Annotated in this window: 16 protein-coding genes and 1 pseudogene; 15 read left to right on the forward strand and 2 right to left on the reverse strand. The window is 33.8% G+C overall.

Annotated elements, in window-relative coordinates:
• Window positions 1-3: 3 nt before the first annotated feature.
• From ACVWY7_RS16800 to tagH, 15 genes are all read left to right on the forward strand, one after another.
• Window positions 4-1,011, forward strand: coding sequence for a LytTR family transcriptional regulator DNA-binding domain-containing protein (locus tag ACVWY7_RS16800; RefSeq protein ID WP_105989619.1), 1,008 nt, complete (start codon window positions 4-6; stop codon window positions 1,009-1,011).
• A gap of 180 nt (window positions 1,012-1,191) precedes the next feature.
• Complete coding sequence (locus tag ACVWY7_RS16805; protein WP_000170851.1) at window positions 1,192-2,034, forward strand: ABC transporter ATP-binding protein; 843 nt, start codon at window positions 1,192-1,194, stop codon at window positions 2,032-2,034.
• On the forward strand, window positions 2,034-2,738 hold the full coding sequence (locus ACVWY7_RS16810) for an ABC transporter permease (protein WP_000144471.1): 705 nt from the start codon (window positions 2,034-2,036) through the stop codon (window positions 2,736-2,738). The genes ACVWY7_RS16805 and ACVWY7_RS16810 overlap by 1 nt, the downstream gene beginning before the upstream one ends.
• A gap of 161 nt (window positions 2,739-2,899) precedes the next feature.
• Complete coding sequence (locus ACVWY7_RS16815) at window positions 2,900-3,805, forward strand: M23 family metallopeptidase (RefSeq protein WP_001214945.1); 906 nt, start codon at window positions 2,900-2,902, stop codon at window positions 3,803-3,805.
• A gap of 141 nt (window positions 3,806-3,946) precedes the next feature.
• Window positions 3,947-4,081, forward strand: a complete 135-nt coding sequence (locus ACVWY7_RS16820; protein ID WP_000008905.1) for a hypothetical protein — start codon at window positions 3,947-3,949, stop codon at window positions 4,079-4,081.
• A 304-nt stretch (window positions 4,082-4,385) separates the two neighbouring features.
• A complete protein-coding gene (gene spoIIID, locus ACVWY7_RS16825) occupies window positions 4,386-4,658 on the forward strand; it encodes a sporulation transcriptional regulator SpoIIID (RefSeq protein ID WP_000544012.1) in 273 nt (90 codons plus the stop codon).
• A gap of 161 nt (window positions 4,659-4,819) precedes the next feature.
• Window positions 4,820-5,821 carry a rod shape-determining protein MreB gene (gene mreB / locus ACVWY7_RS16830; protein ID WP_456523864.1) on the forward strand — a complete coding sequence of 334 codons (1,002 nt, stop codon included), beginning with the start codon at window positions 4,820-4,822 and terminating at the stop codon, window positions 5,819-5,821.
• Window positions 5,822-6,114: 293 nt separating this feature from the next.
• Complete coding sequence (locus ACVWY7_RS16835) at window positions 6,115-7,356, forward strand: glycosyltransferase family 4 protein (RefSeq protein WP_431175000.1); 1,242 nt, start codon at window positions 6,115-6,117, stop codon at window positions 7,354-7,356.
• Window positions 7,307-8,605, forward strand: coding sequence for a glycosyltransferase (locus tag ACVWY7_RS16840; RefSeq protein ID WP_431175002.1), 1,299 nt, complete (start codon window positions 7,307-7,309; stop codon window positions 8,603-8,605). The genes ACVWY7_RS16835 and ACVWY7_RS16840 overlap by 50 nt, the downstream gene beginning before the upstream one ends.
• 121 nt (window positions 8,606-8,726) lie before the next feature.
• Entirely contained in the window at window positions 8,727-9,473 is a 747-nt protein-coding gene (locus ACVWY7_RS16845) for a hypothetical protein (RefSeq protein ID WP_456523865.1), read from the forward strand.
• Entirely contained in the window at window positions 9,473-11,806 is a 2,334-nt protein-coding gene (locus ACVWY7_RS16850; protein WP_431175004.1) for a glycosyltransferase, read from the forward strand. Before ACVWY7_RS16845 ends, ACVWY7_RS16850 begins: the two co-directional genes overlap by 1 nt.
• A gap of 58 nt (window positions 11,807-11,864) precedes the next feature.
• Window positions 11,865-13,373, forward strand: a complete 1,509-nt coding sequence (locus ACVWY7_RS16855; protein WP_431175005.1) for a DUF6270 domain-containing protein — start codon at window positions 11,865-11,867, stop codon at window positions 13,371-13,373.
• A gap of 22 nt (window positions 13,374-13,395) precedes the next feature.
• Window positions 13,396-14,679, forward strand: a complete 1,284-nt coding sequence (locus ACVWY7_RS16860; protein WP_431175006.1) for a nucleotide sugar dehydrogenase — start codon at window positions 13,396-13,398, stop codon at window positions 14,677-14,679.
• Entirely contained in the window at window positions 14,676-15,482 is an 807-nt protein-coding gene (locus ACVWY7_RS16865; protein ID WP_431175008.1) for an ABC transporter permease, read from the forward strand. The genes ACVWY7_RS16860 and ACVWY7_RS16865 overlap by 4 nt, the downstream gene beginning before the upstream one ends.
• Window positions 15,483-15,497: 15 nt before the next feature.
• Window positions 15,498-17,132 carry a teichoic acids export ABC transporter ATP-binding subunit TagH gene (gene tagH, locus ACVWY7_RS16870; protein WP_431175009.1) on the forward strand — a complete coding sequence of 545 codons (1,635 nt, stop codon included), beginning with the start codon at window positions 15,498-15,500 and terminating at the stop codon, window positions 17,130-17,132.
• Window positions 17,133-17,189: 57 nt separating this feature from the next.
• On the opposite strand, the pseudogene ACVWY7_RS16875 reads toward tagH, so the two are convergent.
• Both ACVWY7_RS16875 and wecB read right to left on the reverse strand, forming a co-directional pair.
• Window positions 17,190-18,543, reverse strand: a pseudogene (locus tag ACVWY7_RS16875) (IS3 family transposase).
• A gap of 64 nt (window positions 18,544-18,607) precedes the next feature.
• Window positions 18,608-19,723, reverse strand: a complete 1,116-nt coding sequence (gene wecB / locus ACVWY7_RS16880; protein ID WP_000140129.1) for a non-hydrolyzing UDP-N-acetylglucosamine 2-epimerase — start codon at window positions 19,721-19,723, stop codon at window positions 18,608-18,610.
• Between the last annotated feature and the right edge of the window lie 14 nt (window positions 19,724-19,737).

Consider the following 19,737-nt stretch of genomic DNA (forward strand, 5'->3'; position numbering starts at 1 on the left):
GGAATGGCACTACTGGAGTTGAAACAGTTAGGGAAGACGAATCAGTTACCGGCAGTTGAACTGAAGGTTGAGAAGGGACAATGTGTTGTTTTGCAGTGTAATAACCATACAGCAAAAATTTTGCACCGCATTATTATTGGTGAGGAAGAAGCTTCAACTGGCAATGTGCTATTTGAAGATGAAGTGATTGGAAAGAAAAATTATTCCCGCATCGGTTTTTGTTTTTTGAAAGATGAGGCATATGATCGTTTGAAGGTGAAGGAATACTTTAAGTTTTTAATAGGGCTTTATGAATCGAATATAAGTATGGAAGAAGTTGTACAATCTGTCGGTCTCTTAGATAAGTTAAACGTTAAAATAGAAAAACTATCATTTTCAGAGAAACGTCGTCTTCATATTGGGCGAGTTATGATTCATAATCCGGATTTAGTTATTTTGGAAGAACCAGAGCAAAATGTAGATACAGAGAGTACGATTATTATTCGAAAAGCGATTATGAAAATGAAAGAGCAAGGAAAGGCGATTTTTATTACATCATCTTTCCTATCGGACGCCCTTTCGTTAACAGAAGATGTATACATATTAAACAATGATGGTGTGAAAAAAGTAGAAATTGAACAAGAGGAAGCAGAAGAAGTCGATGAAGAAAAAGTCATTCAAATGATTCCGCAAATGAAGTTAGAAAGAATACCAGCGAAAGTGAACGATAAAATCATTTTATTAGACCCGATGGAAATTCATTTTATTGAAACGCAAAACGGAGTAACCCATATTCACGTTCGTGAAGGGGATTTCGTATGTGCATTAACATTAAGTGAACTAGAAGCGAGATTAACAGGTTTTGGTTTCTTTAGATGTCATCGCTCGTACCTTGTGAATTTACAAAGAGTACGAGAAGTGATTACGTGGACTCGTAATAGCTTTAGTTTAATTTTGGATGACGAAAGAAAAAGTTCAATTCCGCTTTCGAAAGGACGAATGGATGAGTTAAAAGGCGTGATTGGGCTATAAAAAGTGCTCCAATAAGCTCAAAATACGATTCATTCACCGGTAAAAATACTCCTTTTACCGGTATTTTACTGCGTAAACCCTTTGATTTTCATATGATGGAGTCAAGAAAAGCGAAATAAGCAAACGAGAATCGCTAAAGCGACTTTCATCTATAAAAGAAAAAACAAAGGGGATGACGAGATGACATTGGCAATTGAAATGAAAGATGTAATGAAAAGTTTCAATGAAAAAACAGCACTTCGAAATGTAAATATTGAAGTGAAGCAAGGAGAAATTTTTGGATTCCTCGGACCGAGTGGATCCGGAAAAACGACAACAGTAAAAATTTTAACTTCTCAATTACTTCATAGCGTTGGAACGGTAAGAGTACTAGGGAAAGATATTACAGGACCAAGTAGTATCGATTACAAACGAATTGGTATTTTAACAGACAACAGTGGCTTATATGAAAGACTTAGCATTTATGATAACTTACTATTATTTTGTGACTTATACGATTGTAAAAAAGAACGAATCGATGAAGTGCTAGCGCAAGTGAATCTATTAGATGATAAAAAAACATTAGTAAAGAAACTATCAAAAGGAATGAAGCAACGCGTCACATTAGCTAGAGCAATCCTTCATAAACCAGATATTCTCTTCTTAGACGAACCAACATCTGCACTCGATCCAGTTAACGTACAAAACATTCATAAAATCTTAAAAGACTTAAATAAAGAAGGAACGACGATTTTCTTAACGACGCACAACATGGACGAAGCAGAAACGCTTTGTAACCGTATTGCCTTTCTATGTAGCGGAGAAATTGTAGCGCTTGATACACCGGAGAACCTTCGCTTACGATACGCGAAAGATCAAATACAAGTCGTGTTAAAGGATAAGAAGAAAGAAACGGTACAAAAAGATGAATTAGGTGCAAAACGCATTTCAGAATGGATGAAAAAAGGAGAACTATTATCCATTCATTCTTATGAGCCAACGTTAGGTGATATCTTTATTGAAGTTACTGGGAGGGGATTATAATGACATTTTCAATGAGACGTGTATCAGCTATTTTTAGAAAAGAGGTACAAGATTTTAAGACGAATTCACAAGTGTTGTTAATGGCATCTTTACCAATTATATTTGCATTTATATTTAGCAGGTTTGGGCAAGGGAGTGCAGGAGTTGGTATTATTACTTTAATGGCCTTTCTATTCGTTGCAGGGTTTGTTCAATCAATGGTAATTGCAGAAGAAAAAGAAAAACATACATTGCGTGTTTTAATGCTATCGCCAGCTTCTTCTGTTGAAGTTCTTCTTGGGAAAAGTATATTAACAGCATGTTTAACGCTAGGTATCTCTATTGTAAACTTATTCATTTTAGATCAATTAAGTGGAAATTTCTTATTACTAGCATTTGTTTTCTTATGTGGAACAATTTTATTTACTTTAATTGGAACGATGATTGGATTACTAGCTGAATCTGTCCCACAAACATCATTAATTGGAATGCCAATATTAATGACGATGTATTTAGCTGTGCAATTTGAGCCAATGGTTGAAAATAAAGTTATTAAGACAATGATTAGTTATCTTCCAACATCTCATCTTGAAAAAGCAATTAAAAGCTTAGTAGAGGGTGCTGGGTTTAGTAGTATTAGCGGGCATATGATAAATGTTGGAGCTTGGCTTATTATTTCACTCATTGCATGTTTAATCGTATATAAAAAGAAACAATTAGACTAAAAACTGAGCCGAAACGCTCAGTTTTTTCTTTTTTCTATCATTTCCTCGGAAATTTTGCAATTCCTATACATATTTTTACAGATTTTGTCGAAAAGTAATTAGTTATACGTTGTATAGGATACGTGAATATTGTTCAAAATGATTGCTGAGGTGATGATGGAATGCGAGGAAGAAATAATAAAAAGTCGCAAAAGGTAGTACATTTATTTCAAAAAAGATGGGTATTTCCGGCACTATACATTGCTTGTGCAGCGGTAATCTTAATGGTTGCGCTATGGTTCCAAGGAGCTAATCCGAAGAAGACTCCGAACCAAGATCAAGCAACACCGTATACACAAACGGAAGATCCAGCAGTACCAGTAACGAAGTCTTCAGAAGTAGTGAAAATGCCAGCTCCTGCTAATGCGGAAGTAGTCGTACAGAAGAAGTTCTATGAAGATGCAGCAACTGAGGCGGAACAAGAAAAAGCACTTGTCTTTTATAACAACACATATTCCCCAAATAAAGGAATTGACATTGCTGCGAAGAATGGAAAAGAATTCAATGTTACAGCTGCTTTAAGTGGTACAGTAACGAAAGCTGAAAAAGATTCACTTCTTGGTTATGTTGTAACAGTTGATAGTGGAAATGGTGTAGCAGCTTCTTATCAAAGCTTAGGCAGTGTGAAAGTAGAAAAAGGTGCACGAGTTGTACAAGGTGAAGTATTAGGAAAATCCGGTCTAAGTGCAATGAATAAAGAAGCGGGTTCTCACGTTCACTTTGAAGTACGTAAAGACAACGTGGCTGTGAACCCTGAGCGCTACTTAAATAAATCAGTAGCAGAAATTAAAGCTGATGCAGGTGCTGCAAAGGCAACGAATGCTTCTGGTAAAAAAGCTGATGACAAATCTCAAAAAGAAGAGAAGTCAACGAGCACGACACCAGAAAGTAAAACAGAAGATAAGTCTCAAAAAGAAGAGAAATCAACAAGCGGTTCGACTAGTGACAAAAAAGAAGAACCGAAGAAAGAAGAAAAATCAACAAATGGTTCTACAGAATCATCTAATAGTTCTTCTTCACAAGAATAAGAAAGTAAAAAAAATCAGTTCTCACTAGAGAGCTGATTTTTATATTTTTATATAAAAATACTCAATTTCGAGAAAAAAGTTGCAATAACAAGGAAAAATGACGAGATTCTCGAATATATATTACAAAAGGGAGGGGATACTGTGTCATTTTTGTTTGTTCTGTCGACTGCTATTATTTTATTGTTTGTTTTATTCACTTTATATTATTACATTGCCAGTAAGAAAGAGGTTCCCCACCATCAATTGTTAGAAGAAGAGTTTGAACGAGAAGAATGACGCCTTATATAAGGTGTCATTTTTTTGTCAAAATAGTCACTGTTAACGTATTTCTCACAAAAAAACGTAATTTTTCTTAACTTAGTCCGCAAAAATAGTGAACATGTAGCATATATCAGTAGTGCGGGCAATACAATGGTATAAACCAAAGCAAAGAGAGTGTTTGAGGTGAGAAATCGTGAATCATTTCATTATAAATCCAAGAATGTTTAACGCTTACAAACAGCACTCACACTTACTTCTAAGTCGTATGCAGCGAGGCTCATTTCACACTTCTCACATCCAATTTAGGGAGGCGAGTGGTGTGCACGATTACATCAAAGAGAGAACTATCAAGATTGGTAAGTATATCGTGGAGACAAGAAAGACAGTGCGTGTCATTGCAAAGGAATTTGGGGTATCAAAGAGTACAGTCCATAAAGATTTAACAGAACGTCTACCAGAAATTAATCCAGAGCTCGCAAATGAAGTGAAAGAAATTCTTGATTATCATAAGTCTATTCGTCATTTAAGAGGCGGAGAAGCAACAAAACAAAAGTATAGAAAAGAAGATGTAGAAAAGCCGGTACGTCAATAAAGGTACAATCGTGAACATTCCGTTTCAATTCGGTAATATTTTTCAGAAGAATTCTTTTTGCGAATATTACGTTTCTGTTAAATTTATGATAAAATCAGAAATTAGGTGTAAAAGAATTCGGGTGTAACCTGATTTTGAATATCGAGGAGGAAAAAACGGGAATGTTTGCGCGAGATATCGGAATTGACCTAGGTACGGCTAACGTATTAATCCATGTTAAAGGTAAGGGTATTGTATTAAATGAGCCATCTGTTGTTGCTATTGATCGTAACACAGGTAAAGTATTAGCAGTAGGTGAAGAAGCAAGAAGTATGGTGGGACGTACGCCTGGTAATATTGTAGCCATTCGTCCACTAAAAGATGGTGTAATCGCAGATTTCGAAATTACAGAAGCAATGTTAAAGTATTTCATTAACAAATTGGACGTAAAGAGCTTCTTTTCAAAACCTCGCATTTTAATTTGTTGTCCAACAAATATCACATCAGTAGAACAAAAAGCAATTCGTGAGGCTGCTGAACGTTCAGGTGGTAAAACAGTATTTTTAGAAGAAGAACCAAAAGTAGCCGCAGTTGGTGCTGGTATGGAAATCTTCCAACCAAGCGGTAACATGGTTGTTGATATTGGTGGAGGTACAACGGATATCGCTGTACTATCTATGGGTGATATTGTTACCTCTTCCTCTATCAAAATGGCTGGCGATAAGTTTGATATGGAGATCTTAAGCTACATTAAACGTAAGTATAAGCTATTAATCGGAGAACGTACTTCAGAAGATATTAAAATTAAAGTTGGTACAGTATTCCCAGGTGCACGTAGCGAAGAACTTGAAATTCGTGGACGTGACATGGTAACAGGTTTACCACGCACAATTACAGTATGCTCTGAAGAAATTACAGAAGCATTAAAAGAAAATGCAGCAGTTATTGTACAAGCTGCAAAAGGCGTACTAGAGCGCACACCACCAGAATTATCAGCGGACATCATCGACCGCGGTGTGATTCTAACAGGCGGTGGAGCTTTACTACACGGCATTGACATGCTTCTAGCAGAAGAACTAAAAGTACCAGTATTAATTGCTGAAAACCCAATGCACTGCGTTGCGGTTGGTACAGGTATTATGTTAGAGAATATCGATAGATTACCACGTCGTGCACTAAAATAAAATTAAAAAGTACCTATGCAAAACATGAGAGTGTATTTCGTTTTGCATGGGTACTTTTTGCTGTTTTTATGTAATTTATATATATAAATTTTCGGTTGAAAACTAGTTTTATTATTAAATATGAATTTACGGATTTTTGGAAAGGTATTTAACTCATGAATGTTTCATAGTATTCTTAGATATGTGTAAATCTTACATTTAGATTTTTTTTGAGAATATTTGATTTGAAGATTTAAATAACAATGATTGTTTAAGTAATACTAACATCATAAGTGAGCGGAGATTAATTTAGTATGAAAAAAATTTTAATGGTAACACAAAATTTTTATCCAGAAATTGGTAGTGCCTCTAATAGGATGAAAAATATATACTTGGAATTAAATGAACGAGGTTATGATGTCAAGATATTAACTTCTGATCCTAGTTATCCAAATCGTAATTTATACAAAGATTCGAGTTATTGGTATGATGAAAATATAGAAAAAGATATAGTACGTATCCATCCAAAAACACGAAAATATACAAGAAATCTTTTTCGAAGGTTGATGTTGTACATAGAAGTTGCCTTTAGGTTAATTTTGGCAATATGTAAAGATAAAGAGAAATATGATTATATATTTGTTTCCACACCATCCATCTTTATACCTGTAGCAGGGATGTTTGCGAAACGAAAAATGAAGGCGAAATTAATTGTAGATGTAAGGGATTTATGGCCGGAGTCCTTAATAGGCATAGGTTTTTTTAATAAAAATTGGATACTAAAATTTGCTTATAAATTAGAGTATAAAATATATCATGCTGCCGATAACATTATTATTAATAGTAAAGGTTTTTATTCTTATATTTCCTCTACAGGTATTGCCCCTAATCGCATTTCATTTATGCCTAATTCTTTAACGGAAAAAGAATTATCTACTGTTCCAAAGAAGAACAGTAGTGATCAATTAACAGTGATTTATACAGGGAATATAGGATTAGCGCAAGATATAGAAAAATTAATTTTGATTGCAGAGCATTTGAAAGAGTATAAGAATATTTCATTTAAGATTATTGGATATGGTTATCAAAAGAAAGAGCTTGGAGAGAGTATTGAAGCAAAGCAACTTCCAAATATGCAATTGATTGAGCCCAAAAATCGTGAAGATACCCTCGCTGAAATTGTTGATGCAGATATAGCATATGTGAGTTTAGTAGAAAAAGATGTATTTAAAAAGGTTCTCCCAGGGAAAGTAATGGATTATATGAGTATGAGAAAACCGATTGTTGCAGATGTTGCTGGTTATGCAAAAGAGGTTATTGAAGACGCTCAGTGTGGTTTTGTCACTGAAGATAGAACGGTTGCTGAACTAAGTGATTACATTATCAAGTTAGCACAGGATAAGCAGTTACGAAATCGACTAGGGGAGAATGGATATCAATATGCATTTCGAACATTGCGCTGGAAAACAAATATTGAAACTTTATTGAAAATATTGGAGGAAAGAGATGTCACAGAAGAAAGTGTGCATGTTTGTATGGAATCACTTCACAAATGATGCACGTGTATTAAGAGAATGTACAGCCTTAGCAGAATCTGGATATGAGGTTGATTTAATTTGTATTCACGATTGGAAACAAGAGGATCTTCCTTTATGGGAAAAACGTCAAGAGGGCTTTACAGTAACTCGTGTGAAGAATAGAGTACCAGTATTACAGAAAATATTTGGGTTGGCTAAACGTGCCAAAAGAGTGGCGATGAAAAATATCGCTACAATGACTGTACTTGGTCTACTATTGGCATTAGGAATTTGGAAGTTCCCTATGATAACAGTTAGTTTACTATTACTAGCTTTATTATTTTCGCAGAGAAAGGTTGCTACTTTATTGGTGAGAGGAGCAATTTTGTTTAGGATGGTTCGAGCGGGATTAAAAAAGAAGTATGATATATATCACTCGAACGATTTAAATACATTACCGCAAGGGTTTATATGTGCGAAAATATTGAGAAGGAAAAAGTTAATTTATGATTCTCATGAAGTACAGACGAGTAGGACGGGATATAACAGTAATATTTATGGGGTCATGGAGAAATTTTTTATTAAATTTTGTGATGTAATGATTATGGAAAATCATACAAGAGCAAAGTATATAGAAGAATTATATGGGTTTTATCCAAAAGTCATTCATAATTATCCGTTTGTTTCGCGTCCGGAACTGAGTAAATCAATTGACTTACATGGAATATTGAATGTTTCACGAGATGAACCAATCCTTTTATATCAAGGTGGAATTCAAACTGGACGTGGTCTTGATAAATTGGTACAAGCAGCTCCTTTATTTAAACGGGGTGTTGTGGTGTTCATTGGAGATGGCCGAATTAAGCCCGAATTACAACAAATGGTAAAAGATATGAAATTAGAAGATCGAGTGAAATTTATACCAAAAGTACCAGTACAGGATCTAATTCACTATACGAAAAATGCTTATTTAGGGTTTCAATTATTAAATAATGTTTGTTTTAACCATTATTCGGCTTCTTCTAATAAATTATTTGAATATATGATGAGTGGTGTACCTGTTGTTGCTTGTAGTTTTCCTGAAATACAAGGGGTAGTTGAGAAGGATAATATTGGAATTTGCGTTGATTCTCATATCCCAGTATCAATTGCTCAAGGAGTAAATTATTTGCTAGATCATCCTGAAAAAAGAGGAGAAATGCAAAGGAACAGTTTTAAAGCGAGAGAGAAGTATAATTGGGAAGCAGAGAAAAAATTATTCCTTAATATTTACGAAAATATTGTATAGCTGATAATTATTTCTATTTTTAAAGTAGTATGATTTATTTCTCAAAATGGATGTCTATACATTTGTTTTTGTTATTAAATAATTAGCTTAATATACGAAAAACGGGGTAGGAGGATTTTTAATGAGTCAAAGATTTGCAGAAGTTGATGATTTCAATAAACCAAAAGCAAAAAAAAGACGTTCTTCTAAAAGAAAGAAAAAACGTTATGAATTTAATGAGACAGAGGTTAGCTCAAACTCAAAGTTTTTAAATCCGAAAGCAGAAACAACGAAGGTAACAAATCCGAAAGCAGAAACAACGAAGGTAACAAATCCGAAAGCAGAAACAACGAAGGTAACAAATCCGAAAGCAGAAACAACGAAGGCAACAAATCCGAAAGTAGAAACAACGAAGGTAACAAATTCGAAAGTAGAAACAACGAAGGTAACAAATTCGAAAGTAGAAACAACGGAGGCAATAAACCCCAAGGTAGAAAAAGGAAATAAAGATGAGTTATCAGGCCATAAAATAATTGTTTTACAAGATCAAGTGAAGCATTTTGAAAAGCTTATTATAGAAAAAAATAAAATGATTAAAGGCTTAAAAGAAAAGAACAAGGAAATACAAACAGAAAATAACGATGTATTACAAATGGGTATTCAATTAAAACATGAATTAATAAGTCAGGTTAATGCGAGAGAAGAAGAGTTAAAACAATTTGTTCAATTACAAAGTTTGCATACAAATATCGAAAAAGAGCATGAAAAACTAGCGAGGCAATACAAGGCTTTAGAAAGAAAATATCAAGGTTTAAGTGGATCTAAGTTAGGGAGATTGACACTAAGATATTGGGAATTCATGAATAGATTTAGAAGGGGACAAAAATAATGTTACAAGTTGCACAATTGAAAAATAGGTTACAGGAAGTTCAACAAGTAAAGAATACATTATTAAATAACCCTGTTTTAAATAAATTGGGGGATTTTGATAAAACTAAATTAGTGATTTCAGAGTTGCAAGATAAAAAATGGTTTATTAGTAAGGATTATAAGGAAATTATTAAATTAGATGGAAATATTGCGACAGTAAAACAAGAACGAGAGAAATTTATATATATTTCCTATGGTGAAAAGAATATTAATTTTACCAAAAGGCCAGTAAATGAGCTATTTGATTTGGATCCTAATAAATTGTATCATGTGAATTTCAAGGGTGAAAAATCAGGAGAGTTAGAAGTTAATTTATATATTATTATGTACCCTAAAACAGGGAATCCTCGAAGTGAGATTATTCCATTAGATAGCGAATGGAAATTTAATTTACTACCGAATACAGAATCAATTCGAATTGGAATGAAATTTATTGGTGAAGGTACAGTGGATTTTCAAGGGATAGAAATTCTAGAATGCAATCCGATACAGAAATTAACATTTATAGAAGGGGGAGTAAATGAAGTCAATAAACTTGATAAATTCTCCCAGTATGTAAAGGACGTAGCAAAACACCGTAATCAATTGCAGGTTTCAAAAGATACAAAGATTGCTGTTATATTAGATGAGTTTAGTTATGAATGTTTTAAATATGAAGCTAATCTTTTACCTATTACGCAAAAAAACTGGAAAGAAGTTATAGAAAAAGAGAGCCCCGAAATGTTATTAGTAGAATCAGCTTGGGCAGGTAACAAGGGTGCATGGAATTATAAGGTTGCAAATCTTCATAAAAATAATAGGCACCCTCAACTAAGAGAATTAGTTGACTTTTGTAAAGTAAAAGGAATTCCTACCGTATTTTGGGATAAAGAAGGAAAAGATAATTTTGAAGTATTTAAAGAGGCCGGAAGCTATTTTGATTATATTTTCGTTACAGATGAGCATAATATAGACAATTTTAAGAATTGCGCTAAACATGATCGTGTATATCCTTTGTCTTTTGCAGCACAACCTAGGATACACAACCCAATTAATAAAAATAGAGGTAAATTAGGAACAGTTGCGTTCTCTGGTTCTTGGTACGGAAATAAGCACCCAGATCGTATAAAGGATGTAGAGAATGTAGTAGCACCTGCAGTTGAATTTGATTTAGATATTTATGACAGGTTTTATGGGGTAGAGATGAAAACAGCTACAGATAGAACATGGCCTGATCTATATCAAGACTCTATTATTGGAAATTTAAGTTATGACAACATGGTGGAAGCGTATAAAAATTATGATATTTTCTTAAATGTGAACTCAATTCAAAATAGTAAGTATATGTTTTCGCGTCGTGTGTATGAAGTTTTAGCGAGTAAAACAATGGTCATTTCTGGGGATTCTGTAGGGGTTAGAGAGCAGGTTGGAGATTACTTATATATATCAGATGCTCCAGAAAAAACAAGGAATATGTTGAAGATATTGTTGCAAAACCCATTAAAATTAGAGCGTGAGGCAAAGTTAGCTCAGCGTTTTATTATGGAAAACCATACTTATAGTCATAGATTAGAAGAAATGTTTGATATTATCGGAATACAATATCAAAAGAAAGAAGAAAAGCTTGTAAGTGTAGTAGCTATTACAAATAGGCCTCAATTTATGGATAATATTTATGAGAATTTATCCAATCAAACTTATGAAAACCTTGAACATATTATTATATTAAATAATAATAATATGAATATTAAACAATGGGAAAAGAAATTTGAAAACTTAAGGAATACTAGGATATTTAAGGTGGATGAAAAAAATTCTTTAGGCGCATGTCTTAACTTTGCTGTTGGGAAAACTAAAGGTGAATTTATTGCAAAGATGGATGATGATGATTATTATGCACCAAATTATTTAAAGGATATGGTTATGTCTTTTGATTACACAGATGCATCAATAATTGGGAAAAGCACATATCTTGTACATTTTGAAGAAAATAATGCACTAGTAAAGAGAAAAATCGGTGCAGGTGAAGAAAGATATTCAAATTTTGTTGCGGGGGCTACACTAGTATTTAAAAAAGAAGTATTTGAAAAGTTGAATGGCTTTGATGATCGTAATACTGGTGAGGACACGAAATTTATTGAGAAGGCACTAAAAAATGGATACAAAATTTACTCTAATGATAGTTATAATTTTTGTGTAATACGTCGCAAAAATAAAGCAACTCATACTTGGCAAATTACTGATGACGATATGTTAAAGCAGGGAAATGTATTGGCATATACTACAGACTTTAAAACTTATGTCACAATATAATTGTAGTAATATTAGGTTTTATGAGTTTTCACCCTAAAACAATTGGAGGAGAGCTAGTATGGCATTTCCAGGAGAAAAAACATTCCAATTAACTAGACCCGTTAAATATGTATTTCAAAAGGCTGATAAACCTTGTAATCATCTTATTATTGTATTTTCAGGATTCCATGGTAGAGAAATAGAAGGAATGCCACCAGTTTATAATTATGTGAAAATACTAGATGAATGTCAGTGTAATAAATTATTTATCTTAGATGATTATGATGGGAAAGTCAGCTATTATATTGGGAAAAATCGTGACTATGCTTTGGAAGCTGCAGTTATATCTTTAATCACCTATATCGCCAATGAAAACATGGTACCGATGGGAAACATAATCACATGTGGATCCAGTAAGGGAGGCTATGCCGCTTTATATTATGCTATTAAATATAGCTTTGGAGCTACTATTAGTGGTGACCCACACACTTTAATGGGGGATTATCTATTTAATCTATCCAGCTTTACAAGGGGGATTATTGAATTTATTGCAGGTGATTGTAGTAAGGAAAGTGTAGAGTTCTTAAATGGTCTCTTATATCAACCGATAGAACAAAAGAATCTTTTTCCTGAAATCAATATTCAGGTAGGTAAGGGAGATCATTACTATTCTAATCATGTTTTACCGTTTGTGGAAAAATTAGAAAAAGAGGAAATACCCTATAATTTGGAAGTTGTAGACTGTGAAAAACATGGAGAAGTGGCACAATACTTTCCGAAATATATGTTGAAAAATATAGAGAGAATTATTAATTCAAAAGATCAACTAAGGTATAAGCGTGAAAGAAAAACAACGCCCTCTGTCGCCATTTTGGGGAGTTGTATAACAAGAGATGCTTTTACTTTTGATAAAGAAAAGAGAGTGGAACTTCCTTATTATCAAGCACGGACATCATTATTGAGTATTATGACTAAACCATATGAAGTTCGAGATGTAGATTTAAGTAATTTATCGAGTGATTTTCAAAAAAGATTAGTAAAAGATGATATGATGAAGAATTTCTTTGGAAAAATATCAGCTAAATCCTCTGATTATCTAATATTGGATTTCATAGATGAGAGATTTGATATGGTGAAAATAGGCGAAAGTTATATTACACGTTCATTTGAATTTATTAATAGTAAATTAGAAAGTAAATTAGAGGACTTTGAAGTAGTACAAAAGCGAATGGTATTAGAACAATGGGAACAAGCTTGTGACGCATTTGCAAAAGAAATTACGAAAGTATACGGGCAATCCAAGATTATTCTTCATAGAGCATATTGTAAGGATGATTATTTAGATAAGGAAGGGGTTATCAGGAGATTTAATCCCGACATATTAGAAAGAAACAAGGTGCTTAATGAATTATTAAGTCATTTATATAATTATATACAGCAAGTTTTACCTGACATGAAAATTATTGATTTGTCAGATGAAAAGCATTATGCATGGGAAGGACATACATGGGGCTTATCTGCTTTTCATTATGAGGATAAATACTATATAGATTTTCTAAAAAATTTAGAAGAAATTATTTCTAATTAGGAAAAAACAGGAGGATATTAATATGAAGATTTGTACGATGGGGCTAGGTTATATCGGATTACCGACATCAGCAATGTTTGCAAAATATGGAACAGAAGTAGTGGGTGTAGACATTCATCAGAAAGTAGTAGATAAGCTAAATAATGGTGAAATTCATATTGAAGAACCAGGTCTCGGAGAAGTTGTAAAAGAAGTAGTTGCAAATGGAAAATTCCGTGCATCTTTAACACCAGAAGAAGCAGATGCATTTATTATTTCTGTGCCAACACCAAATAATGATGACGAGCATAAATCTTGTGATTTAACATATGTTTTAACAGCTACGAAAAAAGCATTACCATTTGTAAAAAAAGGTAATGTAATTATTGTTGAGTCTACGATTGCGCCACGTAGTATGGATGACTATGTAAAACCATTAATAGAAGAATTTGGATTTGTGGTTGGGGAAGATATTTATCTTGTTCACTGTCCGGAGCGTGTTCTTCCAGGACAAATTTTACACGAATTAGTACATAATAACCGTATTGTTGGTGGAGTTACTCCTGCTTGTGCAGATGCCGGCGCTCGTATATATGGTGTATTTGTACAAGGTGAAATTATTAAAACAGATGCCAAAACAGCAGAAATGTCAAAGCTTATGGAAAATACATTCCGTGATGTAAATATTGCGCTTGCAAACGAGTTAACAAAAGTTTGTAATTCCTTAGATATTAATGTATTAGATGTAATTGAAATGGCTAACAAGCATCCACGTGTAAACTTACATTATCCGGGTCCGGGTGTAGGTGGACACTGCTTAGCAGTTGATCCATACTTTATCGTTGCTAAAGCACCTGAATTAGCAAATATTATTAAGCTTTCTCGTGAAACAAATGTTTCTATGCCACATTATGTGACTGAAAAAGTAAAGGGATTACTTGCGGGTGTAGAAAATCCAAAAATAGCTGCATTTGGTGTAACGTATAAAGGTAATGTAGATGATATGCGGGAAAGCCCAGCGATGGATGTAATTGACTTAATTCGTAACGAAGGAATTACAGTTTCAGCCCATGATCCACATGTAGAATCTGATTTCTTTGAATTACATTCAGCAGAAGAAGCTGTTAAGGATGCACATTTAATTCTGGTATTAACAGATCACGATGAATTTAAAACAATGAATTATGAAACATTAGCATCGCATATGGCGAAACCTGTTGTTCTTGATACACGTAATTGTGTACAAGCTGTTTCAACTGATGAAATGAAAATTATTAACTTTGGGACATTATACGAGGCATTATCTGAAAAAGTGATGACAGTATGAAGTCGTTAAAGACTGTTATTCAAGAACAATTTGATAATTTATATTTAATTCGGAGACTATCTTTATATCAGTTAAAACAGGCATATGCAGGTAATTTATTAGGTGTATTATGGATTTTTTTAAATCCTCTTACACAAATTGGCGTATATTGGCTAGTTTTTGGATTAGGAATTAGAGGAGGGGCGCCAATCAATGGCGTTCCTTACTTTATTTGGATGATTTCTGGAATAGTACCATGGTTCTTCATTAGTTCTGGGATAACAAAAGGAGCAAATGCAATACACGGTCGCTTAAGTACAGTATCTAAAATGAATTTTCCATTAAGTATTATTCCGACATATGTAATTGTTTCTCAGTTATACACACATTTAATCTTAGTGGTGTTTGTACTTATAATTATTCTTTCAAATATAGGATGGAGTACAATAAGTATTTTAGGTTTGCTATATAGTTTGATGTCTTCTGTGTTATTCTTAATCGCATTGTCTTTTGTGACATCGACATTATCAACAATGCTTCGAGATATTCAATTGTTAATTCAATCTGTTACAAGAATGCTATTCTTTTTGACCCCTATTTTTTGGGAACCAAAAGAGAACATGTCAGATTTATTTTTGTTTATAGTCAAGATTAACCCTCTATACTATTTATTAGAAATATACCGTGGTGCTTTAATTTATAATAATATGTCTGTAGTTTTTTCATGGTATACATTATATTTCTGGGGGATTTTAATATTATTATTTGTTTTTGGATCAATGCTCCATGTCCGATTCCGTAGGCAGTTTGTTGATTACTTATAAAAGGTGAATAATCCAATGAATTATAAAGTGAAGTTAGAACATGTAACGAAAAAATATAAGATGTACAACAAGCCTTCTGATAAATTAAAAGATTTATTTTTTAGGAGTGGAGATGGTGAGTATCATTATGCCCTAAATAATATATCGTTTGAAGTACCAGAAGGTGAGATTGTTGGAATTGTTGGTTTAAATGGCTCGGGAAAAAGTACATTATCTAATTTAATTGCTGGTGTAACAATGCCGAATAAAGGGATTGTTGATATTAAGGGAACTGCAGCGTTAATTGCAATCTCTTCAGGATTAAACGGCCAATTAACAGGCCTTGAAAATATTGAATTAAAAGGTTTGATGATGGGGCTTGGTAAAGAAAAAATTAAGGAAATTATTCCACAAGTTATTGAATTTGCTGATATTGGTAAGTTCATATATCAGCCCGTCAAAACTTATTCAAGCGGAATGAAATCTAGACTAGGATTTGCAATTTCAATTCATATTGATCCTGATATATTAGTAATTGACGAGGCACTTTCTGTAGGTGATCAAACGTTTACACAAAAGTGCTTAGATAAAATGAATGAATTTAAAGAAAGCGGTAAGACAATTTTCTTTATTAGTCACTCCATTTCTCAAGTGCAAAGTTTCTGTACCAAAGCGATTTGGATTCATTACGGTCAATTGAGGGAATATGGAAATGTAAAGGAAGTAGTCGGTCATTATAGTGATTTTTTAAAGCAATATAATCAAATGACTGCAGAAGAGAGAAAGCAGCTCCGTGAAGAACAAATGTCACAATTTCAGCATGGCCTATTACAAGAACAGTTTACAAAAATTCACAAGCCTCGTCGTAAATTTAAATCGAGCCGCCATAAAGTGAAAAATAAAAGTAAGATAATTGCAGGGATTTGTTTAGCCACAATAGCGGGAATTATTACAGCAGGGATTTATTATAATAATTTAATGCCATTTAGTAAGGGAAATAAAGATATAGAAAAAGTGGTTATAAGTAAGAATGTAACTGAAGAGAAGCAAGCTGAAAAAGAGGAGAAATATATAATAACTAGTAATGAAATTAGTATTCGTAAAGAAGCAAGTATAAACGGTGAACGCATAGCTGTTGCAAATTTCGGGGATATCTTTACTATATTTGATCGTAAAACAGCTACAGTAAACACTGAGTGGGTCCAAATAAAATTACCGAGTGGAGAAAATGGATGGCTGAGTACACAATATGCTGTACCTTTTGTGTCTAAGCAGAATATGGTAGAGGATTCAAAATTAGATGATTTACTTTCATTACTAAAACGTGTGTATGGGACGCAATTTAAGGAGGCGCCTTCTTATCTAGGCAAGGGAGAAAAGGAATTACAGACAACATATCCCAATACATTAAATCCGTTACAGAAGGTAGCAGGAAAAACAATTGTTAAAGATGGAAATATCCGATTTGGTATTTTACAAGATAAGGTAGTAGATATTACACTTCAAGATATTTCACTGTCTGTTGCGAAACTTCATGAATTATTAGGGAAAGAAAGCATGAGTAATAATGAAGAAAACAACTATTTTTATGAGACAAATAGTTATTATATTGCAGCGCGTTCAGATCAGACGCATAAAGAAATTCAATCCATATCGATTGTAAAGAAATGATTAATAAAAAAGAGCCAAAATTGAAGTGACCCCTAAAAGTTAGACACGGTTATTTCATTAGGCAGCTTGATAAAAATGAGTCCGGTATTGTACCGGACTCATTTTTAATTTTGCCTTAATCCGTTTCGTATTATAATAATCTATATATTTTTCTAATTCTATTTTAAAATGATCTACACTTTCAAATTCTTTTATGTAGAGGAATTCCGACTTCATAATCCCAAAGAAATTCTCTATTACTGCGTTGTCGTAACAGTTTCCTTTTCGAGACATACTCTGTACAATACCCTTTGATTCGAGTGTGCGGACATACTGTCTCATTTGATAATGCCATCCTTGATCCGAGTGCATCAGTAGCTGGTGGGTTTCAGGTAAACGTTCCCATGCTTTCTCTAACATCTCTGAAACAAGTGAATACGTCGGTCTAGAACCAATTGTATAGGTAATAATTTCACCATTATACAAGTCTAATACAGGTGATACATACAGTTTTTCTCCAAACAATTTAAACTCTGTGATGTCCGTTACCCATTTTTGATTAGGGGCATCTGTGTAGAAATTACGCTCTAAAATATTAGGTGCAATTTTACCGACTTTTCCTTTATAGGATTTATATTTCTTCATACGCACAATATACTTTAATCCAAGCTCTTTCATAATGGGCTGAATCTTCTTGTGATTCACTTTCTGACCACGATTCATTAATTCATCACGAATGCGACGGTAGCCATAACGACCTTCATTTTCCTCATAAATCGCTTTAATTTCAGCTTTCAAATCGGCATCTTGATCCGGACGATTCATTTTTTTACTAAATCATAATACGTACTCCGCGGAATGTCAGCTAGCTCCACGAGTGCCTTCACCGAATATTTATGCCTTAATTCATAGACTACTTGCGCTTTGTCTTGTTTCGTGATTTTTCCTTGTTTTGAACTAAGGCATTCAACTTTTTTAAGTACTCATTTTCCATTTCAAGCTGTTGAATACGTGCTTCAAGTGCCTCAACTGACCCTTCAGCTAACGCTTGTTTTAATTGTTTATTTGAACCTTTTTTCATGGATGGACGCCCCTTTTTCTTAGATTGAAGGGCATCAATTCCTTGTGTTTCGAACTGTTTTTTCCAAACAGAAATCGTTGAAGGGGCAGGAATGTTAAAGATAGCTGCCGTCTCAAATAAGGACATACCGTTTTCAATCATAAAGTTTAGTACGCCTAGTTTAAATTGTTGTGTGTAATTTGTACACCGTTTTAGAAAAGCTTCCACACCATTCTGTTTATATTGGTTTACCCAATTCAAAATGTTTGTGCTACTTATACCGATTGCTTTACCGATTTCTCGATAACTTTCATTGCCGTTCAAATAACGTAGAACGATTTGTATTTTTTCATCAGCTGTAAATTTAGCCATAGAAAAACTGCACCTTCAATTGTTAGACTGTGTCTAACAATTGGAGGTGCAGTTCATTTTTTATTTACTTATTAAAGTGTTGTAAAATTGCTTCTACAATTCGCTCTGATGCACGGCCATCACCGTACGGGTTAGATGCTTTTGACATTTTATCATGAGCTTCTTTGTCCGATAACAACTCATCAGCAAGACTAAAGATTGTCTCTTCGTCTGTTCCTGCTAATTTCAACGTACCTGCTTCAATACCTTCTGGGCGCTCCGTTGTATCACGAAGAACAAGAACCGGTACACCAAGTGACGGTGCTTCCTCTTGTACCCCACCAGAATCAGTTAACATTAAGTATGAACGAGCTGCAACATTGTGGAAATCAATTACATCTAACGGCTCAATTAAATGAATGCGGCCATGATCGCCTAAAATATCATTTGCAGTTTCACGAACAACAGGGTTCATATGAACAGGATACACAACTTGTACGTCTTCATGCTTATCAACAAGACGCTTAATTGCACGGAACATATTACGCATTGGCTCTCCTAAGTTTTCACGACGGTGAGCTGTCATAAGTACAAGACGATCATTTCCAAGTTTCTCTAGTACAGGATGACTATATGTTTCTTTTACAGTCGTTTTTAGTGCGTCAATCGCTGTATTTCCTGTTATGAAAATGCGTGACTCATCCTTATTTTCTTTCTGTAAGTTCGTTGCCGATTTTGCTGTAGGTGAGAAATGAAGGTCTGCCATTACGCCTGTTAATTGACGATTCATCTCTTCTGGGTATGGAGAATATTTATCCCATGTACGAAGTCCTGCCTCGACATGACCTACTGGAATTTGATTATAGAAAGCAGCTAAGCTTGCGATAAACGTTGTCGTTGTATCACCATGTACAAGTACGATATCCGGCTTTGCTTCTTTCATTACTTTATCCAAACCTTCTAAACCTCGTGTTGTAATATCAATTAAAGTTTGGCGATCCTTCATAATATTCAAATCGAAATCTGGTGTAATTCCAAAGATACTTAATACTTGGTCTAACATTTGACGATGTTGCGCTGTTACAGTCACAATCGATTCAATTTTCTCTGGATGTTTTTGCAACTCTAATACAAGAGGTGCCATTTTAATTGCTTCTGGACGTGTCCCGAAAATTGTCATTACTTTTAAACGTTCAGTCATTTCATTGCCTCTTT

Source organism: Bacillus sp. TE9106W, from assembly GCF_054062215.1.

Excerpts from the sequence above, each read along its gene's own strand:
- ACVWY7_RS16800 (WP_105989619.1), top strand. The coding sequence starts at position 4 with ATGGCACTACTGGAGTTGAAACAGTTAGGGAAGACGAATCAGTTACCG.
- ACVWY7_RS16805 (WP_000170851.1), top strand. The coding sequence starts at position 1,192 with ATGACATTGGCAATTGAAATGAAAGATGTAATGAAAAGTTTCAATGAA.
- ACVWY7_RS16810 (WP_000144471.1), top strand. The coding sequence starts at position 2,034 with ATGACATTTTCAATGAGACGTGTATCAGCTATTTTTAGAAAAGAGGTA.
- ACVWY7_RS16815 (WP_001214945.1), top strand. The coding sequence starts at position 2,900 with ATGCGAGGAAGAAATAATAAAAAGTCGCAAAAGGTAGTACATTTATTT.
- mreB (WP_456523864.1), top strand. The coding sequence starts at position 4,820 with ATGTTTGCGCGAGATATCGGAATTGACCTAGGTACGGCTAACGTATTA.
- ACVWY7_RS16835 (WP_431175000.1), top strand. The coding sequence starts at position 6,115 with ATGAAAAAAATTTTAATGGTAACACAAAATTTTTATCCAGAAATTGGT.
- ACVWY7_RS16840 (WP_431175002.1), top strand. The coding sequence starts at position 7,307 with ATGTCACAGAAGAAAGTGTGCATGTTTGTATGGAATCACTTCACAAAT.
- ACVWY7_RS16845 (WP_456523865.1), top strand. The coding sequence starts at position 8,727 with ATGAGTCAAAGATTTGCAGAAGTTGATGATTTCAATAAACCAAAAGCA.
- ACVWY7_RS16850 (WP_431175004.1), top strand. The coding sequence starts at position 9,473 with ATGTTACAAGTTGCACAATTGAAAAATAGGTTACAGGAAGTTCAACAA.
- ACVWY7_RS16855 (WP_431175005.1), top strand. The coding sequence starts at position 11,865 with ATGGCATTTCCAGGAGAAAAAACATTCCAATTAACTAGACCCGTTAAA.
- ACVWY7_RS16860 (WP_431175006.1), top strand. The coding sequence starts at position 13,396 with ATGAAGATTTGTACGATGGGGCTAGGTTATATCGGATTACCGACATCA.
- ACVWY7_RS16865 (WP_431175008.1), top strand. The coding sequence starts at position 14,676 with ATGAAGTCGTTAAAGACTGTTATTCAAGAACAATTTGATAATTTATAT.
- tagH (WP_431175009.1), top strand. The coding sequence starts at position 15,498 with ATGAATTATAAAGTGAAGTTAGAACATGTAACGAAAAAATATAAGATG.
- wecB (WP_000140129.1), bottom strand. The coding sequence starts at position 19,723 with ATGACTGAACGTTTAAAAGTAATGACAATTTTCGGGACACGTCCAGAA.